Source organism: Kribbella sp. NPDC051587, from assembly GCF_044453945.1.
GTDB lineage: Bacteria > Actinomycetota > Actinomycetes > Propionibacteriales > Kribbellaceae > Kribbella.
Window position 1 is genome coordinate 669,710 of record NZ_JBITDE010000002.1, and the last position, 24,477, is coordinate 694,186.

The 24,477-nt window shown below is 66.8% G+C and carries 33 protein-coding genes and 1 tRNA gene; 13 read left to right on the forward strand and 21 right to left on the reverse strand.

Annotated elements, in window-relative coordinates:
• Positions 1–26 precede the first annotated feature (26 nt).
• Complete coding sequence (locus ACIA49_RS09445; protein WP_391541288.1) at positions 27–518, reverse strand: YajQ family cyclic di-GMP-binding protein; 492 nt, start codon at positions 516–518, stop codon at positions 27–29.
• Positions 519–600: 82 nt separating this feature from the next.
• Between ACIA49_RS09445 and ACIA49_RS09450 the strand changes: the two genes are divergently transcribed.
• Positions 601–683: transfer RNA gene (locus ACIA49_RS09450), tRNA-Tyr, on the forward strand.
• A 126-nt stretch (positions 684–809) separates the two neighbouring features.
• Here the strand turns inward: ACIA49_RS09450 and ACIA49_RS09455 are convergent.
• From ACIA49_RS09455 to ACIA49_RS09510, 12 genes are all read right to left on the reverse strand, one after another.
• Entirely contained in the window at positions 810–2,237 is a 1,428-nt protein-coding gene (locus ACIA49_RS09455; protein ID WP_396376665.1) for a tyrosine-type recombinase/integrase, read from the reverse strand.
• Complete coding sequence (locus tag ACIA49_RS09460; RefSeq protein WP_380090862.1) at positions 2,234–2,434, reverse strand: helix-turn-helix transcriptional regulator; 201 nt, start codon at positions 2,432–2,434, stop codon at positions 2,234–2,236. The genes ACIA49_RS09455 and ACIA49_RS09460 overlap by 4 nt, the downstream gene beginning before the upstream one ends.
• An 84-nt stretch (positions 2,435–2,518) precedes the next feature.
• Positions 2,519–4,135, reverse strand: a complete 1,617-nt coding sequence (locus tag ACIA49_RS09465; RefSeq protein ID WP_396376666.1) for a YfjI family protein — start codon at positions 4,133–4,135, stop codon at positions 2,519–2,521.
• Positions 4,132–5,007: a bifunctional DNA primase/polymerase gene (locus ACIA49_RS09470; RefSeq protein WP_396376668.1), complete on the reverse strand. Its 876-nt coding sequence runs from the start codon at positions 5,005–5,007 to the stop codon at positions 4,132–4,134. The genes ACIA49_RS09465 and ACIA49_RS09470 overlap by 4 nt, the downstream gene beginning before the upstream one ends.
• 51 nt (positions 5,008–5,058) lie before the next feature.
• Positions 5,059–5,325: a hypothetical protein gene (locus tag ACIA49_RS09475; RefSeq protein WP_396376669.1), complete on the reverse strand. Its 267-nt coding sequence runs from the start codon at positions 5,323–5,325 to the stop codon at positions 5,059–5,061.
• Positions 5,326–5,635: 310 nt separating this feature from the next.
• Positions 5,636–7,918 carry a cell division protein FtsK gene (locus ACIA49_RS09480; protein WP_396376670.1) on the reverse strand — a complete coding sequence of 761 codons (2,283 nt, stop codon included), beginning with the start codon at positions 7,916–7,918 and terminating at the stop codon, positions 5,636–5,638.
• Complete coding sequence (locus ACIA49_RS09485; protein ID WP_396376671.1) at positions 7,915–8,955, reverse strand: hypothetical protein; 1,041 nt, start codon at positions 8,953–8,955, stop codon at positions 7,915–7,917. Before ACIA49_RS09485 ends, ACIA49_RS09480 begins: the two co-directional genes overlap by 4 nt.
• Complete coding sequence (locus ACIA49_RS09490; protein WP_396376672.1) at positions 8,952–9,167, reverse strand: hypothetical protein; 216 nt, start codon at positions 9,165–9,167, stop codon at positions 8,952–8,954. Before ACIA49_RS09490 ends, ACIA49_RS09485 begins: the two co-directional genes overlap by 4 nt.
• Positions 9,164–9,418 carry a hypothetical protein gene (locus ACIA49_RS09495; RefSeq protein WP_396376673.1) on the reverse strand — a complete coding sequence of 85 codons (255 nt, stop codon included), beginning with the start codon at positions 9,416–9,418 and terminating at the stop codon, positions 9,164–9,166. The genes ACIA49_RS09490 and ACIA49_RS09495 overlap by 4 nt, the downstream gene beginning before the upstream one ends.
• Positions 9,415–9,882 carry a DUF3307 domain-containing protein gene (locus tag ACIA49_RS09500; RefSeq protein ID WP_396376675.1) on the reverse strand — a complete coding sequence of 156 codons (468 nt, stop codon included), beginning with the start codon at positions 9,880–9,882 and terminating at the stop codon, positions 9,415–9,417. The genes ACIA49_RS09495 and ACIA49_RS09500 overlap by 4 nt, the downstream gene beginning before the upstream one ends.
• Positions 9,879–10,127, reverse strand: coding sequence for a DUF6284 family protein (locus tag ACIA49_RS09505; RefSeq protein ID WP_396376676.1), 249 nt, complete (start codon positions 10,125–10,127; stop codon positions 9,879–9,881). The genes ACIA49_RS09500 and ACIA49_RS09505 overlap by 4 nt, the downstream gene beginning before the upstream one ends.
• 86 nt (positions 10,128–10,213) lie before the next feature.
• Complete coding sequence (locus ACIA49_RS09510) at positions 10,214–10,384, reverse strand: hypothetical protein (RefSeq protein WP_396376677.1); 171 nt, start codon at positions 10,382–10,384, stop codon at positions 10,214–10,216.
• 141 nt (positions 10,385–10,525) lie between these two features.
• On the opposite strand from ACIA49_RS09510, the gene ACIA49_RS09515 reads away from it, so the two are divergent.
• From ACIA49_RS09515 to ACIA49_RS09525, 3 genes are read left to right on the forward strand one after another with little or no spacing between them, the layout of a single operon-like run.
• Positions 10,526–11,257, forward strand: a complete 732-nt coding sequence (locus ACIA49_RS09515; protein WP_396376678.1) for a GntR family transcriptional regulator — start codon at positions 10,526–10,528, stop codon at positions 11,255–11,257.
• A complete protein-coding gene (locus ACIA49_RS09520) occupies positions 11,257–11,751 on the forward strand; it encodes a GNAT family N-acetyltransferase (protein WP_396376679.1) in 495 nt (164 codons plus the stop codon). The genes ACIA49_RS09515 and ACIA49_RS09520 overlap by 1 nt, the downstream gene beginning before the upstream one ends.
• 10 nt (positions 11,752–11,761) lie before the next feature.
• Positions 11,762–12,565, forward strand: a complete 804-nt coding sequence (locus ACIA49_RS09525; RefSeq protein WP_396376681.1) for a hypothetical protein — start codon at positions 11,762–11,764, stop codon at positions 12,563–12,565.
• 215 nt (positions 12,566–12,780) lie between these two features.
• On the opposite strand, the gene ACIA49_RS09530 is transcribed toward ACIA49_RS09525, so the two are convergent.
• Complete coding sequence (locus ACIA49_RS09530) at positions 12,781–13,479, reverse strand: SDR family oxidoreductase (protein ID WP_396376682.1); 699 nt, start codon at positions 13,477–13,479, stop codon at positions 12,781–12,783.
• A 220-nt stretch (positions 13,480–13,699) separates the two neighbouring features.
• Between ACIA49_RS09530 and ACIA49_RS09535 the strand changes: the two genes are divergently transcribed.
• From ACIA49_RS09535 to ACIA49_RS09550, 4 genes are all read left to right on the forward strand, one after another.
• Positions 13,700–14,017 carry a hypothetical protein gene (locus tag ACIA49_RS09535; RefSeq protein ID WP_396376683.1) on the forward strand — a complete coding sequence of 106 codons (318 nt, stop codon included), beginning with the start codon at positions 13,700–13,702 and terminating at the stop codon, positions 14,015–14,017.
• A gap of 85 nt (positions 14,018–14,102) precedes the next feature.
• Positions 14,103–14,981, forward strand: a complete 879-nt coding sequence (locus ACIA49_RS09540; protein ID WP_396376684.1) for a hypothetical protein — start codon at positions 14,103–14,105, stop codon at positions 14,979–14,981.
• Between the two features lie 37 nt (positions 14,982–15,018).
• Entirely contained in the window at positions 15,019–15,474 is a 456-nt protein-coding gene (locus ACIA49_RS09545; protein ID WP_396376686.1) for a hypothetical protein, read from the forward strand.
• Positions 15,471–15,755: a hypothetical protein gene (locus ACIA49_RS09550; RefSeq protein ID WP_396376687.1), complete on the forward strand. Its 285-nt coding sequence runs from the start codon at positions 15,471–15,473 to the stop codon at positions 15,753–15,755. The genes ACIA49_RS09545 and ACIA49_RS09550 overlap by 4 nt, the downstream gene beginning before the upstream one ends.
• A 1-nt stretch (position 15,756) precedes the next feature.
• Here the strand turns inward: ACIA49_RS09550 and ACIA49_RS09555 are convergent, their stop codons facing one another.
• Positions 15,757–16,269, reverse strand: a complete 513-nt coding sequence (locus tag ACIA49_RS09555) for a DinB family protein (RefSeq protein WP_396376689.1) — start codon at positions 16,267–16,269, stop codon at positions 15,757–15,759.
• Positions 16,270–16,333: 64 nt separating this feature from the next.
• Here ACIA49_RS09555 and ACIA49_RS09560 point away from each other — a divergent pair, with 64 nt between their 5' ends.
• Entirely contained in the window at positions 16,334–17,134 is an 801-nt protein-coding gene (locus ACIA49_RS09560; protein WP_396376691.1) for an LLM class flavin-dependent oxidoreductase, read from the forward strand.
• Here ACIA49_RS09560 and ACIA49_RS09565 read toward each other — a convergent pair.
• Positions 17,121–17,546: a GNAT family N-acetyltransferase gene (locus ACIA49_RS09565; RefSeq protein ID WP_396376692.1), complete on the reverse strand. Its 426-nt coding sequence runs from the start codon at positions 17,544–17,546 to the stop codon at positions 17,121–17,123. The genes ACIA49_RS09560 and ACIA49_RS09565 overlap by 14 nt on opposite strands.
• 79 nt (positions 17,547–17,625) lie before the next feature.
• Here ACIA49_RS09565 and ACIA49_RS09570 point away from each other — a divergent pair, with 79 nt between their 5' ends.
• From ACIA49_RS09570 to ACIA49_RS09580, 3 genes are read left to right on the forward strand one after another with little or no spacing between them, the layout of a single operon-like run.
• Positions 17,626–18,753 carry a hypothetical protein gene (locus ACIA49_RS09570; RefSeq protein ID WP_396376693.1) on the forward strand — a complete coding sequence of 376 codons (1,128 nt, stop codon included), beginning with the start codon at positions 17,626–17,628 and terminating at the stop codon, positions 18,751–18,753.
• Between the two features lie 19 nt (positions 18,754–18,772).
• Positions 18,773–19,294 (forward strand): YciI family protein, encoded by a 522-nt coding sequence (locus ACIA49_RS09575; protein ID WP_396376695.1) that lies wholly within the window; start codon positions 18,773–18,775, stop codon positions 19,292–19,294.
• Positions 19,295–19,346: 52 nt separating this feature from the next.
• The gene (locus tag ACIA49_RS09580) at positions 19,347–19,652 is read left to right on the forward strand and encodes a putative quinol monooxygenase (RefSeq protein WP_396376696.1); all 306 of its coding nucleotides are present in this window, start codon (positions 19,347–19,349) and stop codon (positions 19,650–19,652) included.
• Positions 19,653–19,799: 147 nt separating this feature from the next.
• Here ACIA49_RS09580 and ACIA49_RS09585 read toward each other — a convergent pair whose 3' ends face one another.
• From ACIA49_RS09585 to ACIA49_RS09595, 3 genes are read right to left on the reverse strand one after another with little or no spacing between them, the layout of a single operon-like run.
• Positions 19,800–20,567: an aldo/keto reductase gene (locus ACIA49_RS09585; protein WP_396376697.1), complete on the reverse strand. Its 768-nt coding sequence runs from the start codon at positions 20,565–20,567 to the stop codon at positions 19,800–19,802.
• Positions 20,564–21,247: an RraA family protein gene (locus ACIA49_RS09590; RefSeq protein ID WP_396376698.1), complete on the reverse strand. Its 684-nt coding sequence runs from the start codon at positions 21,245–21,247 to the stop codon at positions 20,564–20,566. The genes ACIA49_RS09585 and ACIA49_RS09590 overlap by 4 nt, the downstream gene beginning before the upstream one ends.
• 46 nt (positions 21,248–21,293) lie before the next feature.
• The gene (locus tag ACIA49_RS09595) at positions 21,294–21,839 is read right to left on the reverse strand and encodes an AAA family ATPase (RefSeq protein WP_396376699.1); all 546 of its coding nucleotides are present in this window, start codon (positions 21,837–21,839) and stop codon (positions 21,294–21,296) included.
• Positions 21,840–22,082: 243 nt separating this feature from the next.
• Between ACIA49_RS09595 and ACIA49_RS09600 the strand changes: the two genes are divergently transcribed.
• Positions 22,083–23,396 (forward strand): AlkA N-terminal domain-containing protein, encoded by a 1,314-nt coding sequence (locus tag ACIA49_RS09600; RefSeq protein WP_396376700.1) that lies wholly within the window; start codon positions 22,083–22,085, stop codon positions 23,394–23,396.
• Here ACIA49_RS09600 and ACIA49_RS09605 read toward each other — a convergent pair.
• Entirely contained in the window at positions 23,372–24,124 is a 753-nt protein-coding gene (locus ACIA49_RS09605; protein ID WP_396376701.1) for an isocitrate lyase/phosphoenolpyruvate mutase family protein, read from the reverse strand. The genes ACIA49_RS09600 and ACIA49_RS09605 overlap by 25 nt on opposite strands.
• Positions 24,121–24,417, reverse strand: coding sequence for a putative quinol monooxygenase (locus ACIA49_RS09610; protein ID WP_396376702.1), 297 nt, complete (start codon positions 24,415–24,417; stop codon positions 24,121–24,123). Before ACIA49_RS09610 ends, ACIA49_RS09605 begins: the two co-directional genes overlap by 4 nt.
• Positions 24,418–24,477 lie beyond the last annotated feature (60 nt).

Here is a 24,477-nt window from a genome sequence, read left to right on the forward strand (position 1 = left end):
TTAACCGGGTCGCCGTCCGGCCTGCGTCAGCGGTAGTTGACGAACTGCACCGCGAAGTCGAGGTCCTGACCCTTGATCAGCGCCTGCACGGTCTGCAGGTCGTCCCGGCTCTTGCTCGAGACCCGCAGCTCCTCGCCCTGGATCTGCGCCTTGACGCCCTTCGGACCCTCGTCCCGGATCAGCTTCGACAGCTTCTTCGCGTTCTCCTGCGTGATCCCGGCGTCGATCGTCGCGGTGATCTTGTAGATCTTCCCCGACAACTTCGGCTCGTCCGCATCGAGCCCCTTCAGCGAGATCTGGCGCTTGACCAGCTTGTCCTTGAACACGTCCAGTACGGCGTTCACCCGCTCCTCGGTGTTCGCCTCCATCGCGATCGACTCCCCGGACCACTCGATCTGAGCGCCCACGTTCTTGAAGTCGAACCGCTGGCTGATCTCCTTCGCGGCCTGGTTCACCGCGTTGTCCACCTCCTGGCGCTCAACCTTGTTCACAATGTCGAAGGAGGACTCCGAAGCCATGGGCACTTCCTTTCCGATTTGCCGTCAGGGGCACCTACTGTTGTATCGTCTCCCACGCCGGTTCACGAACCGGCAGCACCCTGGCGGGTTGCCCGAGTGGCCAAAGGGAGCAGACTGTAAATCTGTCGGCTTATGCCTACGCAGGTTCGAACCCTGCACCCGCCACAGGCGCTAAACAGCCCCTGACCTGCAGAGATGCAGGTCAGGGGCTGTCTTCGTCTGTCCGACTGTGTCCGGCCGAATCCGTGTGATTACGGCTGCCAGTGCGGAATACGTGAGGAAGTTTGAGCGCTAGGCCGCTCGCTCGCCTGGTGTGTCCTTCAGTGCCGCCTCGACTCGCTGCCGGGCAACTTCGTCCTGTCCATCGAGGCACTTCGCGTAGACCTTCAGCAGGACGTGCAGGCTGTGACCTGCCCACTCGGCTACCTGAGTCGCTGGCACGCCTGCATTGAGCCACAGAGACACTGCAGCGTGTCGTAGGTCATAGGGGCGCTGTGCAAGCGGTGAGGCGGCCTGCGCCTCGCTAAGCGCCTTCGTACGAGCCTTTGCCCAGACACGGGCGTAGGTGTTCGACGACACAGGGTTGCTGTACGGCGGCGGTAGAGGGATGCCCGCCCGGCCGGTCCGACTGACGAACAACCGGCCGCCGGGGCCGCACCGGAATTCGGCCATGTGCCGACGCAGAAGTTCGACCAGCTCGGGGCAGGCTGGGACAAGACGAGTCGCCTTGTCCGGCCGGTGCTTCAGGCTCCTATCCTCGCTAGCCTCCCCGCTGTCGGTCCATTCGGCCCCGGCCCGCTGGGTCGAGCCGGTCAGCAGCAATTCACCCCATCCGGCGTCGGGCAGCTTGCAATCAGTGTCACTCAGGTGGATTGCCTCGGATGGCCTCAGTCCGGCGTAATACAGGCACCCGAAGAACGCCTCTAATGCGGGGTGTATCTCTCTGACCGCTTCAAGAAGTGAGCGCGCCTGCTGGGGGTTAGCGACAACGCGCCGATCGACTATGTCGCTGGCTTCCGGCTTGGTGTACGCAACCTTATCGATCGGATTCGCCTCAAAGAGTTGCAGTTCCACCGCGTATTCCAGGGCGCTGTAAAACGCGGAACGCTTGCGGCTTACCGTTGCCGGTGCGGCCGATTTGCCGTCGAGCTTCAAGCCGAGCGCGTCGAGCGCCCGACGCATTGTCGGTGCGTCGCGCAGGTCGGACAGGTCTGGAGAGTTCTCCGCTATCCACCGCAACAGCGAAGAGTCCGTTTCCTTCGGACTTGCTTCCAATGCTGGGACGTTACTGCGGGCGGCCTTGTTGAAGCTCCAGGACCGGAGGACCGTACGAACCCGCGCCGCGTCGTGAGCCGATCGAGGCGGCAGGAGAGCAACAGTTACGGTCGTAAGTGCCTCGGCGATGTTCTTGCGGTGGCGTGGCGAAGCGTGAGGCCACTTGACGTCGACAAACTCTGTCGCGTGCTCGTACCAGGTACGGCGGCTCAGCTCCCGCCACATCTCGTGCGGAAGTCCGCTCGCAATATGGAATGCACTTCCTTCGCGTGCTGCGGTTGTCAGCTTGGCCCGAAAGCTGTCTGCGAGTTTCGATTGGGTGAACGTCTCCTGGGCGCGCTTTCCTGCGACCTCCCAACGGACGGTGTAGCTCTTGCGGCGCTTTCCGGAATAGATGCTGATACCGAAGATGTGTACGTCGTAAGAGAATTCTTGCGGGTTCACGCGGCGTCCTCCAGGCTCACAAGCCACTTCTCGAAATCTGCACGGCGGATACGGATCTCGCCGTTCGGGAGCTTGATGCAGCGGGGCGCTTTCCGAGCGGCCCGCCAGTCGTAGAAGGTGGACCGGGCTACGCCCAGCTCGGCGCACAGGTCAGTGATCGTCAGGTGTGCGCGGTGGATCGGTGTCGGCGTCGGCACGCGAGGTCTCCTCGGATCATGGGAGCCCTGACAAAAATGCCAATAATGACAAAAACCCGACTTCTGTCATTTCTGGCATTTTTGTCAGAGGGTGGCGAAGGTGGCGGGGTGAACGTCGTAGGCGATGGACGGACGGCCCCGTCCGGGCTTGGGGTCGCGGAGTCGGAGGTAGCCGTGGTCGATCAGTACGGCGGCGGCTTGGTCCATGTCGGCGGGGGTGTTGAGTCCGGTGCGCCCGTTGAAGGCACGCAGCAGTTCGCGGCGGGTGACTGTGTCGGCGCCGTTGTTGGCGATCCAGGCGAGGACGGCGCGGGCGTTGTCGCGGTCAGGATGGTTGCTGCCTCCCATGAGGTCGTAGACGGCTAGGGCGTGGTCGAGGTAGTAGCGGCCGACCTGTTCGGCGGCGGCCATGGTGTCGGCATTGATGGGCTGCGCGTAGCCGGTCTCGTACGTCGCGGCGACATGCAGCAGGGCGGCGACGCGGACGATCGCTCCGGCGAGCTTGGATGCCCAATCGGTGATGGCGGCGAGCTGACCCGTGACCGGGTGAAGTCGCGGTTCGAGCCATCGCATGAAGTCCAGAAGGATCGCGTAAGCGTCCGGATCCAGGTCGAGCCGGTACGCCTCATCGCGTTCGGCCAGCGTCAGTACGAGCGCCTGGAGGTGAGCGCTGTACGCCTCTTCGATCTCCTCGGGCACCGGGTCGGGTTCCTGGTTCCGCTCGCCCACGGTGTTCTGCGGGAGGCTGTACAGGATCCGTGCCAGCACGCCCCGGTCCCGGAAACCCGGCTGATTCGCCAGCCCTGCAAGCGATCCCGGCTGCGTCGTGACTCCGAGCGTCAGTGCCGGTCGGTCGATCGACTCGGACTCACGGCCCTTCCGGTCAACCTGGATCTTGTCGCCCGCATGGCCCTTAAGGAACACCCCGAGATTGGGCGCGGCTGAGTAGCGAGTGCCGGTCAGGGTCGCGAATACGTCGCCCTCAGCCGACAGGACAGCGATCCGGCCGCCGTGCCTTGCCAGCAGCGAAACGCACGACTCAGGGGTTACGTCATCGGTCATCAGTCGGGGCAGCTCGGGCACGACGATCGCGGCGGCCTCCTTTGCTGCCTGCGTCGCGTCGGCCAGCGCCTCATGAGGATTCGCGCCTGGCTTCTCCGCCTTCCTCGCCAGCTCCTCGGCTCGGGCGTGGGCTATCCGCGACGCCAACTCAGCCTCGGTTCGCTGATCGGCCACCAGCTCTGCCAGCGCCGACTCGGCATCGGTCAACGGCTCGGTCATTGCCCGGAACACCGGTGACTTGCGCGACCCCGGCGGCAGCGCCGTAACCGTGTACAGGTTGACCTGCTCAACCCACGACCGGTTCACCCGCACAAGCACCTTCCCCGCGGCTGCCGTCGACAGGCACGCCAACCCAACCGACGCCGCAAGGTCCACCGGCGTCTGTGTGGCTTCTGCGACCGCTTCGACGGCGTCGCGCACCCACTCCGGTAACGCTTCGACCGGGAACGCTCGCTTGATCCGATCAGTCGTCAACGGCACCGGCGCGTGATCCCACACGGGACCTTGCGGCGCAGGCGGTACGACGATGCCGGGCCGGATCGGAGTCGGTGCCCACGGGTCAGAATCGGGGTAGTCGGGCAGGTCATCCGGTGGCTCGGTCAGTGGCGGTAGCCAGTCGGGTAGGTGTTCGGCGCTCATGCTGCGGCGATCCCTTCGTCGCGGAATCCGCCGGTGATGGCGGCCCTGATCTCGCGCTCGGTCTGGGCGGCCTGGTGGCCCACGTCGGTGAGTGCGATGACAGCGGCGGCGTGGTCGATGGCACCGGCCGCGACCATGCGTGCGACGCCTCTAGCAGCCCCGTAGAGCGTCGTGCGGCGTTTGCCTTTGGGTGCGTGCCGGACGGTGTCGAGAATCGAGCTGAGCAAGGCGTCGGGGTGGGAGATGCCCCCGCCCCCGAGGGTCCTAAGATTTTTGCCGGCAAAACCCGTCAGGTCGGTTTGTGGTGGCTGACAGGCATCGATCAGGGCGGGGGGCATCTCTGTCAGTTCGGCGGCCTGGCCCCATTGGTAGGGGCGGTGGGTGCGGTGGTGGAGTGAGGGCGGTAGGACGAGGTATCCGCCGTCTGCCTTGATGTCGATGCCGGGCCGGTTCGGCATCGGCCGGGACGTGATCGGCCGGTCGGGGTGGCGGTAGTACAGGTGCAGTCCGCCGGACCCGGTACGCACGTGGAGCGTGCGTGGCACCAGCTCGGCATCCATCAGGTGTCGCAAGCTGTCGTCGCCTCCGTGGCCGGGGTCGACGTCGATGCCGACTAGGCCGGACACGGTGCCGGTGCGGACGGCGAGCTGACCGCCCGGGACGGCGGCGATGATGCGCCGGAGTCGGTCGGGGTCGGTGGTGGCGGCGTAGAAGCCGTGGCAGGTCAGGTGACCGCAGGCGGCCGGGTCGTGGTCGGGCTCGTCGGGCGGGCAGGCGTCGCAGTTGGCGACGGGGCGCTTGGAGCGTCCGAGTACGAACACCGGCCATCCGCGTTCGGCGGCGTCCAGAGCGGCGGGCAGCAGAGCTGACACGGGTGTTTCCTCCTTGCAGCGTTGAGGGTTCAGGCGGCGTGCGGGTGGCGGCTAGCGGGTCTTGTTGCGGTTGAGGTACTTGGTTCCGGCGCGTTCGCGGCGGCCGGTGCCGGTGCAGCGCGGGCAGTTGCGGAACGCCTTGCCGCTAAGCGATCTGGACTTGCCCGAGCCGCTGCACCGCGTGCAGTTGGCGTAGGGCCAGATCCGGCAGGACAGGAGGTAGGCGGCGGTCAGCAGCACGAGCGCAGCGAGTCCGAACATCACCAGCGCGACAGTTCGCACCGGGCCGGGCGGCGGCAGGTTGGGAAGGTCCGGCAACGGCGGGAGAGTTGGTGTCGGGATCGGGGAGGGTGACGGGACGGCGATCACGATTGATCACTTTCTGTAGTCGAATGAAGGTGTAGCGGGCCGGGGCAGGCGCTGTGGAGCGTCCGGCCGGTGGGTGTTCGGTTGGGAGTTAGAGAGGTGGTTAGGTCGGCGGTTTCGGGTTAGGTCTGTAACTCGGAGCCGTATCGGGGGTTAACCCGGCTCTGACCTGCGGAAAGTTAGGGAGTTAGCCGGGTTAGGTGGGGTCCGGAGTCCCGCTCAGAGCGGCTGAAACGCGGGTCTCCGGACCCGTGGCGCCGGGTTAACTCGCGGCCTCGTCGCCGTTGTCGTCGGTCGTGTCGGCGTCGGCGGCGGACTGATCGCGCCGGACGATTGCCTCACGGACGGTAGTCGGGTCGATGGGGTAGCGGTTGCCGGTCGAGGGGACCTTGATGCCGTGCTCGTCGGCCAGCAGTTCGCGCAGCGCCTTGCCGGTCAGACCTTGGTAGGGCAGCCAGTTCGGGGCGTGGCGCTTGAGCAGCGCGGGAACGTCGGCGCTGTTGACCGGCTCGTCGCCGGTCAGGACGGCGTCCAGGTCGGTCAGCAGGTCCCGCGTCTCGGGTGCTGCGATCTGCGTGGCCTGGACGGTCTTGCCGAGCTTGGCGATGGCGTCAAGGCTGCGCTTGATGAGCGGGGTGACTTGGTCATTGCCCTTGGCAACGTCGAGGTAGTAGAACTGCACGATCTCGGAGCGCTCGCCGCTGAATCCCTTGACCACAGCGGTTCCACGGTCGGTGCCGGGGATCAGCTCGGTTGCCCGGTGACCGGCCGCGTAAGCGCCCTGTCCTAGGAGAGCGTCGTTGGCGACGTGGTCACCGACCGCGAACGCGATGCCGTTGGAGCAGTTGCGGGTGATGTCGCGCGGCATCGAATCCTTGGTCGGTGCCTGAGTCGAGATGATCATGTGGATACCGCGCTTGCGTCCGAGCTTGACGATGTCGATCAGGACCTTGGAGATCTCCTTGCCGTAGGTCTCGTGGGTGATCGCCACGTGCGCCTCTTCCAGCAGGCAGATCAGCGGGTGCAGCCCGACACCAGCGCTCGCGAGTTCACGGGTGACCGCCGGGGTCTCGAAGTCGACCAGCAACTGTCCGCGTCGCTGGACCTCTTCATGAATGTTCACGAGCTGGTCCCGGATGGCTTTCAGTGAATCGTCATCCGCGCCCATCACGTACGACGCGCAGCGGGGCTTGAACGCCTCGAAGTCGAAGTTCGTGTCCGGCACCCAGATCCGCAACTCGGCAGTCGGGTCAAGTGCGCAACCGGCCATGATGTCGCGGGCACCGGTCGACTTGCCCTGGCCCGGCATACCACCCGCCATGGTGTTGCGTTCCATGATCGGCGCGACGATCTCGTCACCGCGCAGCGTCTTGCCGACCGGCACGCCCTTGAACACGTCCACCAGCCCAGCCGTCAGCAACGGGTAGTCACCCGCGCCTTCGGCAAGTGCGCCCTTGTCAGCGATCCAGATATCCAGGATTCCGGCCTCGCTGCCGGTCTTGGGCCACACCTCTTTCGCGGCCCGGTGAAGGCCGGTCGCGAGGTCGCCACGACGGCGCGCGATCTTCTCGGCAGTGACACCGGCAGGCAGCCGGACGACGGCGTGAGTACCGCGCCCGTCGACCCTCGCGGGGGTGATGAACTGAAGCTTGAGGCCGGACTTCAAGTACTGCGTGATCGCCGGAATCCGCAGCGCGTCCAGGGCTTTCGCGATCGTGGTTTCATCAATCGCCACATCCCACTCAGCCTCAGCCGTCGTGACCAGCCACGCGGGCGGCATCGCGCGCTTGCGGCCTTCACGCCACGCCCCGTAGACGATCAGGAACGGCGCGGCGATCGAGAGTCCCGACCAGATGACGGCACCGGCAGCGATCAGGAACCCGATCAGCCCGAAGAACCCCAGCCACACACCCGAGAACGACGCGTTGCCAGTTGCCTTCGCCAGGATCGCCACGACGAGCACGAGGAACGGGACACCGATCACCATCGACACGGCGACCTTGAGGACACCGAACGCCAGCTTCGGCAGATCCATCAGGCGGCGGTGACGGCGCTCGGTCGCGGTCTCCTTGCGGTCGGTCCACTCCTTCAGCTCGTCGCGGTCGCCTGCCAGCTCGGCGGCCTTGATCATCCGCCGGTAGGTCCCCTGAGTCGAGGCGTCCCAGGCTCGTTTCAGCCACGACTCGACACCCTGCACGACAGTGAAGCCCTCGCGCAGGACGACCTTCCCGGCGGTCTTGGTGCGATCGTGCGTGCCGACCCGCACCACCGCCCGGGTGGCGACCTGCGTACCGGCGACCGCCTTACGGACGACCAGTGCGCCACGGTTGGCGATGCGGGCTTCCACCTCGGCCGCCTCGGCCTCGGTCAGGATCTCGCCCTCGACCACCTCAGCCTCAGGAATCGCGTCGGCTGCGTCGTCGGTGGGCAGGTCGACCCGTTCGGCGGGCGTGAACACGATCCCGCTCACGGGCTCGTTGCTGTCGTCGTTGTCGGGGTGGAGCTTGCGGACGTTGTCCATGAACCTGCCTCCGGTCCTGGTCACGCCGCCGACCGGACGAGGTCCGGACGGCTAGCGGTGGTGGTCTGAGTGGTCGTGGCGGCCAGCTCGGCGCGCACAGTGGCCGCGACCTTCGCGGACAGCCCTGCCGAACACCCGGTCGTGTGGCGCGCCCACGCCGGGGTGATCTCGTCCGGCATGCCGCCGGTCTCGATCACGGCCAGGGCATCGGCCACGTAGTCGGCCAGGAACTTGCGGCCCGGCTTGGTGGTGCTGGGCTTCTTGGCGGCCTTGGAAGCCGTTGTGCGGGGACGCTTCGGCTTCGACGGCGCTTTGTCAGCGGGAGCGGGCTTCTCGTCTCCTGTGGCCGTTTCCGGGACGCTCGTGGCTGCTGGCAGCTCGGCTGCCGGGGTTACGTCGGCGGGGACAGGAGATGCCCCCGCCTCGTCGACCTGGACGGCGGTCACGGCAACCGCGGCTTGCTGCTCTGCCCGCAGGACGGCTTCGGTCAGCCGGTCCCGCAGCATCGGCGCGGTTTCGGCAGCGCAGAACACCAGCAGCGGCGGAACCGAGTGCAGCACGATCCCGGCCGGATCCTTGTGCCCGAACGACGCCCAGGTGTTCATGACGTATGTCGCGACGAACGCGAACCACTTGGTGCGCTTGATCCAGTCGGTGTTGCCGAGCCGCTGGTACCACTTGGCGTCCTTGGTCCAGCTCGTGTTGTCGAACACCTGGTAGCGGGCGGTGATCTGCTCAGCCCGCAGCACCGCGATCAGCACCAGCGACACCATCGGATCGAGCGACCAGGCTGCGAACCACGGCAGCGACTTCGGCTCCGCGCCCTGAGCGGCGAACGCTTGGACGTTGACCATCGTGAAGGCCAGACCGAGCACGATCCCGACCCACATCAACACGTCAACCTGCGTGCGGACCTTTTCCACCCGCAGCGCCACAACGTCGGGGTGCGTGGACAGGGCCCGGACCTGCGACGCCTCGGCCGCAGCGGTCCGCAATCGGTCCACGCCGGAGCCTGAGATTTTTGCCGGCATAACCGCCTGGACCGATTTTTGTGTGCTCATCGGGGGTCCTCCACACCCGGGCCGCTGCCCGTGTCGATCCAGCGCACCGGCCGGGCCTTGTTCAGTCCGTCGACCAGCTCGGCCAGCAGTTCAACCGGGACGGCCCGCGCGACGAACGACGCCAGGAACCCGGCGGTGAAGTTCAGGTCCCGGTCCATGTGCCGGTCCAGTGCGCGCCGCAGGATCTCGCGCTGTACGCCCTCGCTGCTCATCGCCGCACCCCCTCGGTGAGGGCGGCACGGACATCGGTCAGGAACGCGTCCAGAACCCACAGCTCCCCGTAGGCCGCCGCGCCCTCGGCTGACATCACACCGGCCTCACCGGCGCGGGGCATCCCTCCGAGCAGTACGAAGGACGACAGGTGCTCGAAGCGCGCGGCCAGCTCGCTCTGCACCGCGTCGGGCGAGTTGATTCCGAGCCGGTCGGCGTACAGGTCGGCCAGGTGCAGCGCCCGGGCGTTCACAGCGCCACCGTCAGCAGGGCCGCGAGGAACAGGCACAGGTGGTGGAACGACTGATCGAGGGAGTAAGCACCAGTCCCCAGCGACGGGTTGTCGTCGTAGGCGTTGCCGTTGCGGTCGAGGCCGGTACGCGGAACGCCCAGCGCCAGGAAGTCGGCCTTACCGAACCACTGAGCCAACCGCGCCAACGGCACCCGGCGATCGGCGAAGTAGTGCGTGACGGCCGAAAGTGCCTGTCCGGCCAGGAAACCGAGCCAGCTCAGCTCGAGATCGAGGACCTGCCAAACCAGCAATCCGAGCAGGGCCGTCGTCGCGGTGTAGGTGGCGACATGACGCAGGCAGGCGAGGACACCGACCCGGCCGGGCTTGCCCTTGCACAGGGCCTGGTGATGCGTCTGAATCCAGTGATCGGCCACGGTGTGGGCTGTGAGCAGCGCCAGGAGATAGGCGGCGAAAGCGGCGCTCATGCTGCGTCCTCCGACTTCGGGTTGTTGTCGGCCAGCTCGCGGCGCGAATCCAGCACGCGGCGCTCAGCGCGGCGGACCCGGCGGCGGTCGATCTCGGACATGTACGGACCGGAGATCAGTTCGGCGATCTCGGCATCCAGCACGTCCAGATCTGCGGCGATCTGCGGCCACTCAGCCTCGATCGCGGCCAGGTCGGCGGGTGTCGGCTCCTCGCCGTACGGCTCGAAAAGGGAGATGATGCTCATTCGGGTTGTGCTCCTCTACGCAATGGATTGGTGCGACCCGGACGCCTCGGCGGGTGCAACCGCCGGGGCGTCGCTCATGTCGGGACTCAGTTGGTTTTCGGCTGCTTCTTGCCGTTGACGTACACGTCGCCGCTGCCGGTGTGGATCGGGCCGGTTCCGCCGACGATCACGGTCCCGATCGGGCCGGTGATGCTGCCGATACCGCCGCGCCGGGGGCGGGGCTTGCTGTCCTTGCTGGTCGGCTTCTCGTTGCTCACGGTGTGCTGCCTCTCGATCTCGGCGGGTTCCACGCCTATGGGACTTGGACTACTTCTATGGCTTGTAGGAACAAGTTGTTCGAGTGACATGTTGGAACAAGCTGGATAGGCTTGTCAAGCAGCAGACGAGAGGAACTTGGGATGCCAGAGACGTTGCAAGAGCGGGTGGCGCGCCTGATCCGCGACTCATTGGGAGAGCCGGGCTCTGCCCTGCCCAGTGAGGCGGAGTTGGTCCAGCGCTACGGCGCGAGCCGCAACACGGTGCGCGCTGCACTGGCCGCTCTGGAGGCTGAGGGGCTGATCACCAGCAGCCAGGGCCGGACTCGTACAGTCCGCAAGATCCATCGCTGGGAATGGAAGATGGCCGAATGGGAGAAAGCCCACAACAACGACGGCGACGCGTGGGCAAACACCATCAAGGCTCAGGGTGGTAAGCCGAGGAACGATCTGCAGATTCTCAGCATTCAAGCCTCACCGGATGTTGCCGAAGCGCTCCACATCGAGCCGGGCACGCCGATTCAGGCTCGTAATCGCCTGCGTTGGGTCAACGACGAACCCCACCAGCTCAGCGACTCGTATTTCCCGCCGTTCGTCACCGATGGCAATGATTTGTTTTGGAACCCGAGTGACCTCGGAGTGCAGGGCGGCCTGCTCGCCGCGACTGGCCACAAGCAGACTCGTTGGCACGACACCATCACGGCCCGCATGCCCAGCGCCGACGAAGCGCAGCGCCTCATGATGGCGCCGGGAACCCCGCTACTCATTCATAGCCGGGTCGGATATGACGCCGAAGGTCGCCCGGTCCGATACATGGTGTCGCGAATGGCGGCCGACCGCGTAGAGGTTTCCTATGACCTGAATACGGACGACTGATGCTGATTACGCTCGATGAATCGCACCGCCAGCTCGTCCACCAGGTCCGCGACGAAGCCGGGGAATGGCTGTCCACCAAGGGAACCGACCAGTATCGGGGCGGCCTCGATATGGATAAGGTCCACGCCAACATTGACGCCGACTTCGACCGCTTCCCGTTTGTAGGATGGGAAATTGACGGTCGAGTTGTCGCAATGATGGCGATCATCGACCCTGAGGCGGAGTTCTGGTCGCCGGAAGAACGGGCCGAACCGCAGGTTTATATCAGTCGGTTCTTTGTGGTTGAGCATGGCAAGGGCTATGGATCAGATCTGCTTGAAGCGGTTGCCGATCGAGCGCGGCGGGATGGTAAGCGGTGGATGCGCCTGAACTGTTGGAGTACGAACACGCGACTCCATGAGTATTACATGAGGCATGGCTTCGACTATGTGCGTACGTGTGACATTCCTGGGCGGATGAGCGGCGCCTTATTTCAGCGGGATTTGACTTCGTGAGGCGATCTGCATGACTCCCGTCTCAGAAGAGCGATCCAATGAAGCGGCGGAGGCGCAAGGTGGATCTGAGTCCCGTCAAATGCTCGCAGTGATAACGGGAGTCATCCACCCAGGCCGCCTCGGCTGGACACTTCAGGATCCGGTCGATTTCGAGTTCTATGGGGCAAAATGCACGCTCTTCGTGCGGCGCGCCGTCTTCAACATGTTCATCGAAGGTGATCGGCCGGAAGATCTGCCGACGTTCTTGAATCACGTTCACTCAATAATTCAAGGGGCGCTTGACTCGCTGGGGTTCTTCATGGCTGCGCCTCTTCGCGGCGAGATCTTGTCCATGGTGGTTGACGGGGTGGAATTGCATCACCGCGACCTTCAATGGGAGCTACTGCTACCTGAGGGCTCGGATAAGACGCGAGTTGAAGGGGTCCACCTTCAGCCCTTCATGAACCTGGCTCTAGGGGAGTCGGCTGTTCGGCTTGCACTTGCCGATCTGCGATCGGCAATCGACTCTCCAGGTGAGACGGTGATGCTCTGCTTCCGAGCCATCGAGAGCATTCGCCATTGGTACTTGGATGGCAAAGCCGACAGCGATGCTGCTCGCAATCGATCTTGGAAAGCGCTGCGAGCGGAACTCGACATCGACCGTGAAGAGATCAAGCCGTTGGAGTACCTAGCGACTGCCCGCCGTCATGGTGCCGAGCCCTTCGCAACTGAGCAGCAGCGTCTGGATGCGGTACTACTGGCTCGCAAGGTTGTTCAGCGGTTTGTCACCAAGCGCGTATCCGCCGCCCCGGAAGACACTGCGGACGTCGAGTAACGAGGTTGCCATCCGGCTTCTGTGGACGGCTCTGCGGAAATGCTGCGGGCGACTGGCTTACGGGAGCCTCTGATGCAGGTCAGAGCGGGGGCATCACCCCTCTGTAAATCTGTCGGCTTATGCCTACGCAGGTTCGAACCCTGCACCCGCCACAGGCGCTGAACAGCCCCTGACCTGCGATCAGCAGGTCAGGGGCTGTTTCGTTTGTCCGGTGGTCAGTTGAGTTGGCCGGTGGGGCGGGTTACCAGGTGGTTGATGTCTACGCCTTCGGGTTGGTTGAGGGCGAAGAGGATTGTTTCGGCGATCTGTTCGGCGGTGAGGGTTGGGGCGGCTGCGGGGGATCCGCCGCGGTCGTCCCAGAAGGGGGTGTCGACGACGCCTGGGGCGATGAGGGCAACGCCGACGTGGTCTTTGGCTACTAGGAGGCGGGTGTTCTCGGCCAGGGCGTGGGCGGCCCACTTGGTGACGGAGTACAGGTTTCCGGGGGTGTTTCTGGTGCCGGCGACCGAGCCGACGATGACTATGCGGCCCTTGGACCTCCTGAGGTGTGGGAGTGTCTCGCGGACCAGGAGGGCTGGGCCGAGGACGTTGGTGAGGACCATGGCGCGCATGTCGGCGGGGTCGTGGTTCTCCAGGGTGCCGGGGAGGGAGAAGCCGGCGTTCGCGATGACTGCGTCCAGTTGGCCCCACGAGTCCACGACTTCACTCACGGCGGCGGCGACGTGGGTCTCGTCGCTGGCGTCGCCGGTGATGGTCAGGAGTTGGTTGCCGGCTCCGGCGGAGGTGGCAACGGCGGCCAGGCGATCGGCGTCGCGGCCGGTGATCGCGACGCGGTGGCCTTGCTTGAGGAGGGCGCGGGCAGTGGCCGCACCGATCCCGCTCGAACCGCCGGTGATCAACGTGACGGGTTCCATGGAGGGCCTCCTTGGTGACGGCGGTGTGGGTGATGCGCCGGGCTCCAGGTGTCGATGAACACCGAGTTGGCGGACGCAGGGTATCCGACGTCGTACCTAAGCCGAGGCGCTGCGAGGCGCGGACCCAGCACCCCACCCCAGTCGGGGGCCAGCGTCTCGGTGGTGGGTGGGTCAGGTGTCGGTACTGTCGGCTGGGGTTTGTCTTTGGATAGGGGTTGGGATGTCTGAGCATGCGGTGATCGTTCGTGTCGCCATTGGCGAAGAGCATTTCGGCAGCGCGGGGGCGCGCGATGTTGTGCGGGCTCTTGAGGGGGAGATCCGGGCGATCGTCGATGGCAGTGGTCTGGGGGACTTCGACGGGGATGAGTTCGGGGGCGGCCAGGCGGTCTTGTATCTGTACGGTCCGGATGCAGACAAGCTGTACGCCGCCGTCGAACCGGCCTTGCGGGCGGTGTCCTTGCGGCCCGTTCAGGTGACCCTGCGGTACGGCGACGCGGGTGATCCGGCCGCTGTGGAGCGAACGATCGAGATCGAGTGATGAAAAGGCTCGCGGCAAAGTCGGGTCCTTGGCCTGTTGGTGCCGTGAGGATCGTGGGGCGCGGGGGTGTGCGTAGTTTTTGGGGATGAGCGATCTTGGGGAGGCGGTTGATCGGGCGCCGTTGGGTGGGTGGCCGGTGGAGGTTTGGGTGGCGGTGGCCAATGGGTTGGCCGAGGGCGGGCGGCGGTACGGCGTCGACGAGGCGAAGGCGTTTGCGAGGGCGCATCCGGAGGTCGTGTACTCGGTGATGCGGGACGGGTGGGTTCGGTATCTGCCGGCGGCCAGTCCTAATCCCACGACGGTGGGGGAGTCGATGGCTCTGTCGGAGCGGCGGCGGGCTCGGGCTGCGGAGATCAAGCGGGAGTTGCTGGCGCTGGTGGGGCAGCGGTTCGCTGATCCGGGGGTGGCGGAGTACCTGCTGAAGAGCCTGCCGGGTGGACGCGCGGATGAGGACGGCCGGCTCGACCTGATGCGGGAAGCAGCCGGTGACCTGGTGGGAGCCAGGTTGTTCGCGGAGACGTTGCTGCACCATGGCGACTCCCTGCCGCTGGATGAGCGGCCGGAGGTGTGGCTGGAGTCGGCGGAGTGGTTCGCGGGGATCGGGGACAAAGGTACGGCGGCTTCGGTGCGCGCGCGGGTGGCGGAGGTTCTCGAGAAGCTGGGGAATCGGGAGGGCGCCATCGAGCAGTTGAAGATCTTGCTGGTGGAGTACCACCGGCTCGTCAGGACGGACGATCGGTACGTTCCCTACTACGGTGCCGCGCTTCTCAACCTGGGCAGGCTGTACGGCGAGCTGCGCAACTGGCCCGAGGCGAAGACGGTCACTCGACAGGCCATCGAGCAGTTGCGGCGGGCAATCTTTGTGCAGGGGCGGGACAACCCCCATGCCCAGGCGCAGCTCATCCGGGCGGACGAGCAGCTGCGCCGGCTGCGCTGGCGTCGTGGCGGGGCCAAGCGGAATTGAGTGGCGAGCCGGTACGACGGGCGCTCACGATGAGGGGATGTTGAGCGACGGGCAGCTGGAGGAGTTCGCGCGGGACGGGATTGTGCGGTTGCCGGGGGCGTTCGGGGCTGAGGATGCGGCTCGGGTGCGGGAGGGGATCTGGCGTGAACTCCGTGAGCTGTACGGGATGCGGCCGGATGATCGCCGTACGTGGGAACCGTGCAGGCCAACGCGATTGAAGGCGAGCAAGAAGGACCCGGCGGCGGCAGCGATTCTGGGGCCGGCGCTTCGGGGTGCGCTTGATCAGTTGCTGGGTGAGTGGGTGGAGCCGTCGCATCAGGGGCAGGTGTTGGTCACGATGCCGACGGGTGAGCCTTGGGCGGTGCCGTGTCGGCAGTGGCATACGGATGTCGGGTACGACGAGGTGCCGGCGGGCGTGAAGGTGTGGGCGCTGCTCGGGGATCTTGAGCTGGGGGTGGCGGTACGCCTCAGGTTGCCGGGTCGCATCGGGTGATCGCGAGGTACTTGGACGGCACGGGGGAGCGGGAGTTCACGACGGTTCGCGATCAGGTACTGGCGTCGTACGGGTGGTTTCGGCAGTTGACCTGTGCGGACCGGGAGATCGATCCGATGCGTGAGGCGGACGTCGACGGGATTCCGGTGCGGGTGGTTGAGCTCACGGGGAGCGCCGGGGATGTCTACCTCACGCATCCGTGGGTGCTGCATTCGATCGCGCCCAATGCGCGCGATACGCCGCGAATGATGCGGAGCCGAATGATGTGGCGGGCCGCCTGAGCTATTCGCCGACGACGCCGTCGACGGCTTCGCGGAGGAGGTCGGCGTGGCCGTTGTGGCGGGCGTACTCCTCGATCATGTGCAGGATGATCCAGCGGACGCTGGCGGTTTCGCCGTCGGGGAAGCTGCGGCGGGCGGGCTGGTCCAGGCCGCCGGCTGCCAAGGTTTCGGTCAGTTGGGTGCGGGAGCGGTCTACGGCCTTCTGCCAGATGTCGTGGAGGGCCTCCGGGGTCTCGTGGACCGCCCAGACCTCGTCGGGGTTCAGGCCGGACCACTGGGGGTGGCGCTTGTTGCCCTGCATGCAGCGCGAGAACCAGTGGTCCTCGTAGTAGGCCAGGTGCTTGTACATGCCGCCCAGCGTCATGGTCGAGGCGCCCACGGTGACCGCGAGGCCGGCCGCGTCCAGGCCGTCGCTCTTCCACGCGAACGTCGCCCGGTGGTACTCGAGGAAGCCGATGAGCGACTCGGTCTCGCCGGCCACGAGGGGTGGTTCGGGGCGCTCGAAGGTAGTCATGGACGTGAGCTTAAAAGATCGCCGGCTGATGCCGAATGTCGGCCGCGGCCGGTAGAACTGGAGGATGAGATACGGATTCATCTTGCCGGGCGGGACCGCTGGGGAGCAGTTGGAGCAGGCTGTGCTGGCCGAGGAGGCTGGGTGGGACGGCGTGTTCGTGTGGGAGGCGGCGTACGGCGTTGAGCCGTGGGGGCTGCTGTGTGCGATCGCGGCGCGGACGGAGCGCATCCGGTTGGGGACGATGCTGACGCCGTTGCCGTGGCGGCGGCCGTGGAAGGTCGCGAGTCAGGTGGCGACGCTTGATCAGCTGTCTGGTGGGCGGGCGACGCTGGCGGTGGGCGTCGGAGCGACGGAGACGGCTCTGCCGCGGACGGGTGAGGAGCTGGATCTGCGGACGCGGGCGGAGATGCTCGATGAGGGGATCGACCTGATCCGGACGTTGTGGGGCGGTGGGCTCAGCTATCAGGGCCAGTACTACGAGTACAGCTGTGAGCGGGATGATCTGGCGCAGGTCGGGCGGCCGGTGCAGGAGCGGGTTCCGATCTGGGTGGTTGGCGTGTGGCCGCGGCCGAAGTCGATGCGGCGGGTGCTGCGGTGTGACGGTGTGCTGCCTCAGTTCGCGGCCGGGGACGAGACGCCTGCGGAGATGCGGCGGCTCAAGGACTGGCTGGTGGAGCGGGCGCCCGATATCGAGGTGATCGCCGAAGGAGAGACCACGGGGACGGATCCGGGACCGGTGCGTGAGTGGGCCGATGCCGGCGCGAGCTGGTGGTTGGAGACGCGGTGGGAGATGCCGCACCACTCGCCCGAGCGCATGCGGCAGGTGCGCGAGCGGATCGCCGCAGGCCCACCTAGCGGGTCATGAAGACATCGACCGGGTCCTCGGAGTCGACAACAAAGCCGTGGCGTTCGTAGAGGCGGCGGGCGGCGCTGCCCTGGAGGACGTTGAGGCGCACAGGCCCGGGGCACGCTGCCAGAACCTCGGACAGTATGGCGCTGCCGAGCCCACGACCCTGCAGTGACGGGAGCAGGAAGAAGTGCTCCAGCCAGTGCACGCCGTCGGCCGGGCGCAGGGCGATCGAGCCGGCGAACACCCCGTCGACCTCGATGATCCGGGCGTGAGTGGGCTCGAAGCTGTCACGGAACCGCTGGCGGACGCGGCGGTCGTCGTACCGGCCGAGGCGTTCGAGGTCCGGGCGCAGTACGACGGCCCGCAGCTCGGCGATCTCCTCGAGATCCGAGTGGGCGGCCGGGCGGAGGGTCCAGGCGGGGAGCACGGACAGGACTCTAGGGTTGGGAATACCGGCCGGGCGGGGCAGGGTTGGCGTTGGTGAGCACAAGTGTGAGAGGGATGGGATGAAGCCGACTGAGTTCGTGAAGGTGAACGCGCAGTTCTGGGGGGAGCACCTCCGGGAGATCAGCGGGCATCTGCCGGTGAGCCACCGGCGGGAGCTGGCCGGTCCGCTGCTGTATCCGCGGATGCTGGTCCTGACGGAGACGCCGGACTGGAACATCGTGGAGCTGGTCGGCATCAGCCGGGAGTACCGGAGCCTCGACGTACGGCGGCAGAAGGTCGCGAGCGTGGAGGAGTACTTCGGGGTCGGCGGTGGTTCCGCGGTGGTGACGCTGCCGGGCGAGAACCTGTTCAAGGACTCGACGGTGGCCACGCACGACGGTCGGCGCGAGCTCGAGGCGCGGTTCCCGGGCGTGCGGTCGATGATCGGCCAGGAGTTCTCCGGGCCGGGTGACGACCTGCTGAAGTTCGCGCCGGGCAACTACTCGACCTTCGACCGGACGCTGCTGGTGCACTCGGCCGGGTCCGCGCTGCGGGCGCACTGGGTGTTCTTCGCGCTGGCGATCCACCGGTCGGAGCCCGCGGAGAAGTACCTGGACTTCCTGCGCAACTTCGCCGCCGCCGCGCCGCACACCGACCCGGTCGGGACGCTGAGCGTGCCGCGGGCCGACGACGGCGCCGACCTGAAGGGCGCGGTCTTCGCGAGCGGTTACCTGGCGCACGACGTACCGAACTCGACGGTCGACCAGTTCCTGAGCGCCAACGAGGACTTCCTGCTGACCGCCTTCGACGCGACCAAGCTGATCCGGCAGCCGCACCTGGAGTGGCAGTCCGGCGACGAGGCCGCCCTCACGCCCGACTTCATCCTGGAGCGGGCCGACGGTTCGCATGTGGTCGGTGACCTGCGGCTCCCGCTGGCCGACGGCGTCAAGGGCAAGAAGCACCGCCGTACGACGGACCTCGCGGACGGCGTCACCCAGCTCGGGCGCGTCACCGAGTACTTCGACAACGCGGACAACCGTGCGTTCGCGAACACGAAGTACGGCGTGGAGATCACCGCACCGCGCAAGGTCGTGGTGATCAGCTCGCAGGACATCGTGGACGCCGCGCAGTTGAATGCGGCCGAGGGGGTCGAGGTGCTCGACTACGACACCATCCTGCGTCTGCACCTGGCCGCGACGACCTCTTAACCAGCTAAGGTCCGATCCCGTGCAGTACTTCGTGTATGGACGGGATCGGACCGGCGCCGGCGAGCTCAAAGGGCGGCTGACGCCGGAGCACTGGGCGTTCATGGACGGGTACGCCGCAGAGCTGATCGCCCGCGGCCCCACGCTCACGCCGGACGGCGAGGAAACCACCGGCAGCCTGCACATCGTCGACCTGCCGACTCTCGAGGCGGTCAGGACCTTCGCGTACGAAGAGCCCTACTACCTCGGCGGCGTCTTCGACGAAGTCCTGATCTGCCGCTTCCAGAACCACACCGGCGGAAGCATGTGGGACTTCGCCAACGCCGTCGACGGCCTGAACCGCTACCTCGTCCACACCGACGACGCCGCGCGTGAACTCAGCTCCCCGCACATCATCCTGTACGGCGACCTCGGGGCTCTCGAAGACGGCGCTCACCTCGGCCGCGCCGTACTGCTCGAAGCCGCCGACCCCGAGTCAGCCGCAGCGCTAGCCCAAGCAGACGTCACCCAAGTCCACCCCTGGACCTTCGGCGGCCGCCGCTAACTGTCTGTCTCCCGGGCTTCTCTTCGTCGGTCCACTGACGGAAGGAGCAACGATGACAGTCATCGTGGCCGGCAGCATCTGGGTGGACCCGACCGGTAGAGACCAGTACGTCGCCGCGCACCAGGTGATCGTCCGCGCGGCCCGCGCTCACCCCGGCTGCCTCGACCTCGCCATCTCAGCCGACCCGCTGGACCCCGGCCGGGTGAACATCTACGAGTACTGGGACTCCGAAGAAACCCTCAACACTTGGCGCGCTCAATCCCCCCACCCAGAGCCCACCACCGCATCCATCACCTCCCAGAACGTCTACCTCCACGAGGTCTCCGCCTCAGGCCCACCCTTCAGAGCAACAAGCTGACCGTCTCCACAACGTGCCGGACCTCAGGAGTGTCCGCGCTCAACCACGGCGCCGGTGGGTTCACCCTCTTCCCGCGCGGATCCGAACCGTTCGACGTACAGCTGTCTCGGTGGAGCAACGAGGTCGTCCCAGCCGTCCGTGCGGCAGTCAGTCGGTAAGCGTCGCGAGCTCCTCTGGGGTCAAAGTGAGGTCCCCGGCAGCCACGTTCTGCTCGAGGTGCGGGATCTTGCCGGTGCCCGGGATGGCGAGGATGTTGGGCGAGCGCTGCAAGGTCGCCGCCAGCCGCACCTGTTGCGGGCTGACCCCGTGAGCATCGGCGACGGCCTGTACGGCGGCGCTCGACGGACCCACGATCGAGGAGAACGGCACGTACGCGATGCCCTGAGCCGCGCACAGATCGATCAGCGGATCGTCGACGGCGTAGCTGTTCTGCACGCAGACCACCGGAGCGATCCCGACAGCCTCCTCCAGCTGGTCCGCGCGGACGTTGGAGACCCCGAGCTGCCGGATCAGCCCCTCGTCGCGCAGCCCAGCCAGTACGGCGAACTGATCGGCGAGGGAACCGGAATCATCAGGCACCCGGAGGTTCACCAGGTCGAGTACGTCGACGCCGAGCACGCGCAGGTTGTCCTCGACCTGCGCGCGGAGCTCGGCGGGGTTGGTCGCGTAGTAGAAACCGCGCTCCGGAGAGGTGCCCGGGCCGACCTTCGTCGCGATCAACACCTCCGACGGGTACGGCGAGAGCGCCTCCCGGAGCAGTTCATTCGCAGCTCCGTAGAACTGCGCAGTGTCGAAGTGGTCTACTCCGAGCTCAACGGCGCGACGCAGTACGGCGACGCCGGTGGCGGGATCGAGCCGCATGGCGCCGAACCCGATCCGCTGGACGGCAACGTCACCAAGCTTCCAAGTCGTCATTCTTCGATCGCTCCTTTGACCGCGCGCAGGTGCTGCCGGAACGTCAGCGACGGATCCGCGGCCCGCGCCGTCAGGTACTCCGCGAACTTGACCTGCTCACGCAACGAACGCCCGGCGCGAATGTCCTCGGACTGCTTCCGCTCGGTGTCGCGGATGGACTCGGCCAGGTCGAACAGCTCCTCGACCCGATCAGCCGGCACGAAGATCACGCCGTCCTCATCGCCGAGCACAACATCGTCACTGGTCACGGTCCATTCGCCGATAGTTGCCTTAAGCAACGCATCGGCCGGTTGCGGGTCGAGTCGGAGCGGCCCGGTCGGCATCGCACCGAGACTGAACACGGGCAGCCCGATCGCCTGTATATCAACGGTATCTCGATGCAGACCCCAGATGACGATGCCGCTGCAACCAGCGCCCTGCGCCTCGGCCGCCACCAGGTCGCCGGCGCACGCCTCGTCGCGGCGCCCACCGTTGTCGATCACCAGCACATCGCCCACGGCCGCGGTCTCGAACGCCTCCAGGAAGACGTCCACACTGCCCACATGCTGAACAGGCAAGACACGCCCGGCCACGCGACTCCCGACCACAGCCGTGAGGGAGACCGTGCGTACCGGCAGACCTGCACGTAGGCAGGCGTCTGCCACGTGCGCCGTCGTGAGTTCGTCGAACCGTTCCAGCATCCCCACACCCCTTGTCTGTCGATCCACCGACGACAGTAATAGGTGGCTAGGACAGAAACTGAACGACCTCTGCGAACGACGGGTTGTAGTCCTCGACCGAGGTGTCGATGGTGAGGCTCGGTACGGGCAGATCGACTGCCTGGAAGGCGTTGTGGGTCCTGAGCCGGGCGTCGGCGGGGATCTGGGCGTCCTCGTGTGCGGCGCGCCGCGGGTCGTTCGCGGTCCGCGCGGTGATGCGTTCGAGGGCGACCTCGGCGGGAACCGTGCAGTGCAGGATCCGGAGGTCGGTCCGACCGAGCAACGGACTCAGGCCGGGCGTCCAGAGCCGGTCCTGAAACGCTGCCTCGGCAACAACCGTCGTACCGCGGCCGACGAGCAGACCGATCACATCGAAGAACGTCGACAGCGTCCGCATCGTGAGCGGATCACCCGGTCCGGGCGCGAACCCAGGGGTGGCATGGGCCATCCCCTCCTTGATCTCGTCCCGGCAGATCGCCGGACACCCGATCGCGCGCGCCACCCGATGCGCCAACGTCGTTTTTCCGGTCCCCGGTGGACCACTCACGACAACCACCAACGGCTTCGACTGCACCGCCGCACCCTAGCCATCTCCCGCCCGTCCCGCCACCTGAATCTGCCGAAGGGCAGGACGGACGGCCCGGTACGGCGGCCTGTCGCGGGCGGCGGGGTGTACGTAGGCGACTACGTCCTGTCGTTGTGCGGGTGGTCGGCTTCGGGCGTGGACGAAAAGGGTGGCGGCGGAGATTGGGCTGGCGGAAAGTGTCGGTGGGGGTGGTTAGCGTCGGGGCATGAGTGGGAGGGCTTGGGACTGGGGATGACGACTTATTCGGCGGTGCGGACGACGGGGATCTACTGCCGGCCGGGGTGTGGGGCGAAGCCGCTGGCGGAGAACGTGCAGACGTTCGAGCTGGCGGCTGCGGCGGAGGCGGCGGGGTTCCGGGCTTGTCTGCGGTGCCGGCCTTATCGGGTGGCGGGGACGGTGGCTGACGAGGCGCCGGAGTTGGTGTGCCGGGCGGTGCAGTTGATCATCGCGGGGGTGATGGATGCGGCCGGCGAAGAGGTGCTGGGGCAGCGGATCGGGGTCTCGGCGCGGCATCTGCGGCGGATGTTCCATGAGCATCTGGGGGTGACGCCGGATCAGTTCGCGCGGTCGCGGCGGGCGCATTTCGCGAGGCGGTTGCTGGATGACTCCGACCTGGGGATCGCGGAGGTGGCGTTCGCGTCCGGGTTCGGGAGTCTGCGGCAGTTCAACCGGGCGATGCGGGAGATCTTCCGCGCGTCTCCGAAGGAGCTGCGGGAGCGGCGGCGGAAGACGGACCGGCTGACAGCCGATGGCGGCCTGGTACTGCGTTTGCCGTACACCCCGCCGTACGACTGGGAGGCGATGAGCGGGTTCCTCGCCGCGCACGCGATCCCGGGAGTCGAGTCGGTCCAGGACGGGGTCTACCGCCGGACGATCACGCTGGACGGTGAGCCGGGGCTGCTGGAGATCGGGCCGGGCGGGCCGGATCACCTGTTGCTGCAGGCCCATCTGCCGTTCTGGGAGGGCGTCATCCACGTGGTCGACCGGGCCGCGTGCCTGGTCGGTCTCGAGAAGGACCTCAGTACGGCGAGGGAGTTCCTCGGTGGTGATCCGGAGGTCGGCCCACTCGTCGCGGCGCGGCCGGGTCTCCGGGTGCCGGGCACGTGGGGTCCCTTCGAGGCGGCGGTTCAGGCAGTCGTCCGCAACCCACCAGACCCGGTACGACGGAAGCCGGGTGGCGCACGAGATCACGCGGACGCGGATGACGTGTTGCGGAAGATCGTGGAGGTGCACGGCATCGCGGTGCCGGGAATCGGATACGGGCTGACCCATCTGTTCCCGGCGCCCGAAGCGCTGACCGGCGTGGAGCCGGTCGCGGCACTGGCGAGGGAAGTTGCTGAGGGCAACATCATCCTCGACTGTGGCCGGCCCGAGGAGCTCGCGGCGGAGCTGATGCAGATTCCGGGAGTGAGTCGCAAGGCTGCGCAGCAGACCGTGATGCGCCTCGGGGGCCGAGATGCCTGGCCGCTGGACGGCGACGCGGAACATCTCAGCCCCTGGAGGTCACTGGCTGCATTCCATCAGCTCTCTGCAAGAGCGTCGTAGGTACCGCTCTTGAGGAGCTCAGTGGCGGCGGCCGTGACCAGGGCGTAGGCGCGGGCAGTGATCGCCGGGCCGACGCTGACCCGGGCGACCCCTAGCTCGGCCAGTTCGGCGACGGTCGGTGCTCCGGGACCGGCCATGATGTTGAGGGGAAGCGGCGAGTCGGCGGCCAGCGTACGGATGGTGGGTGCGTCGACCACGGCAGGAACGAAGAGGACGTCCGCCCCGGCTTCGTCGTACAGGTGGGCGCGGACCATCGTGCCGGTGCCGTCACCGAACATGTACGTGTCCGTGCGGGCGTTGATGACGAGATCGATGCCAAAGGCAACTGCAGCCTCGCGCGCCGCGCGGATGCGATCGGCGTGCACGATCGGGGTGTCGAGCACACCGCCGGTGCTGTCCTCGAGGTTGATGCCGACCGCTCCGGCCTCGAGGACGGCACGCACAGTCGCCGCCACATCGCCGTACCCGGCCTCGATGTCGACCGTGACCGGTACCGAGACCGCGGCGACGATCGCGCGGATCGCGCCGACCGCGGCCTCCAAGGAGAGCCCGCCGCCATCGGCGACGCCCAAGGACCAGGCGACACCGGCACTCGTGGTCGCGATCGCCGAAGCTCCGGCGGCCTCGATGGCGCGGGCGGAACCGGCGTCCCATGCGTTCGGCAGGACGAGCGGCGGCTGCGCGTGAAGCGTGCGCAGCCGCCGGGCCTGCTCGGCCTGAGTGGTCACAGGCTGACCAGGAGCTCGTGGTCGTGCTCGACGAACTCGACGATCAGGTCCGCGAACCGGCCGGCGATCAGTTCCTTGTACGCCGCCGATCCGGTGTGCGCGTCGTACGCCGCCTGGTCCGCGAAGTGCTCGACGAACAGCAGGTAGTCCGGGTTCGCCGGGTGCCGGTAGACCCGGAACGACAGCGTGCCCTCCTCGACGCCCGGCCCGAGCGGCGCGAACTCCTGGACGATCTCCTCGGCGGTCGCCTGGTTGCCGGGCTTGAGCTGGATGGGGAAAACCTTGGCCAACATGGAAAGTTCCTCCTGAAAGGGGTTGTTGAAAGCCCCTCAAGATTCCCCCGCGGACCCACC

Bases quoted from the DNA above. Each gene is read 5' to 3' on its own strand.
- ACIA49_RS09445 (WP_391541288.1), bottom strand. From the start codon at position 518: ATGGCTTCGGAGTCCTCCTTCGACATTGTGAACAAGGTTGAGCGCCAG.
- ACIA49_RS09465 (WP_396376666.1), bottom strand. From the start codon at position 4,135: ATGAGCGCCGAACACCTACCCGACTGGCTACCGCCACTGACCGAGCCA.
- ACIA49_RS09485 (WP_396376671.1), bottom strand. From the start codon at position 8,955: ATGAGCACACAAAAATCGGTCCAGGCGGTTATGCCGGCAAAAATCTCA.
- ACIA49_RS09490 (WP_396376672.1), bottom strand. From the start codon at position 9,167: ATGAGCAGCGAGGGCGTACAGCGCGAGATCCTGCGGCGCGCACTGGAC.
- ACIA49_RS09500 (WP_396376675.1), bottom strand. From the start codon at position 9,882: ATGAGCGCCGCTTTCGCCGCCTATCTCCTGGCGCTGCTCACAGCCCAC.
- ACIA49_RS09505 (WP_396376676.1), bottom strand. From the start codon at position 10,127: ATGAGCATCATCTCCCTTTTCGAGCCGTACGGCGAGGAGCCGACACCC.
- ACIA49_RS09515 (WP_396376678.1), top strand. From the start codon at position 10,526: ATGCCAGAGACGTTGCAAGAGCGGGTGGCGCGCCTGATCCGCGACTCA.
- ACIA49_RS09520 (WP_396376679.1), top strand. From the start codon at position 11,257: ATGCTGATTACGCTCGATGAATCGCACCGCCAGCTCGTCCACCAGGTC.
- ACIA49_RS09525 (WP_396376681.1), top strand. From the start codon at position 11,762: ATGACTCCCGTCTCAGAAGAGCGATCCAATGAAGCGGCGGAGGCGCAA.
- ACIA49_RS09530 (WP_396376682.1), bottom strand. From the start codon at position 13,479: ATGGAACCCGTCACGTTGATCACCGGCGGTTCGAGCGGGATCGGTGCG.
- ACIA49_RS09535 (WP_396376683.1), top strand. From the start codon at position 13,700: ATGTCTGAGCATGCGGTGATCGTTCGTGTCGCCATTGGCGAAGAGCAT.
- ACIA49_RS09540 (WP_396376684.1), top strand. From the start codon at position 14,103: ATGAGCGATCTTGGGGAGGCGGTTGATCGGGCGCCGTTGGGTGGGTGG.
- ACIA49_RS09545 (WP_396376686.1), top strand. From the start codon at position 15,019: ATGTTGAGCGACGGGCAGCTGGAGGAGTTCGCGCGGGACGGGATTGTG.
- ACIA49_RS09555 (WP_396376689.1), bottom strand. From the start codon at position 16,269: ATGACTACCTTCGAGCGCCCCGAACCACCCCTCGTGGCCGGCGAGACC.
- ACIA49_RS09560 (WP_396376691.1), top strand. From the start codon at position 16,334: ATGAGATACGGATTCATCTTGCCGGGCGGGACCGCTGGGGAGCAGTTG.
- ACIA49_RS09570 (WP_396376693.1), top strand. From the start codon at position 17,626: ATGAAGCCGACTGAGTTCGTGAAGGTGAACGCGCAGTTCTGGGGGGAG.
- ACIA49_RS09580 (WP_396376696.1), top strand. From the start codon at position 19,347: ATGACAGTCATCGTGGCCGGCAGCATCTGGGTGGACCCGACCGGTAGA.
- ACIA49_RS09585 (WP_396376697.1), bottom strand. From the start codon at position 20,567: ATGACGACTTGGAAGCTTGGTGACGTTGCCGTCCAGCGGATCGGGTTC.
- ACIA49_RS09590 (WP_396376698.1), bottom strand. From the start codon at position 21,247: ATGCTGGAACGGTTCGACGAACTCACGACGGCGCACGTGGCAGACGCC.
- ACIA49_RS09600 (WP_396376700.1), top strand. From the start codon at position 22,083: ATGACGACTTATTCGGCGGTGCGGACGACGGGGATCTACTGCCGGCCG.
- ACIA49_RS09610 (WP_396376702.1), bottom strand. From the start codon at position 24,417: ATGTTGGCCAAGGTTTTCCCCATCCAGCTCAAGCCCGGCAACCAGGCG.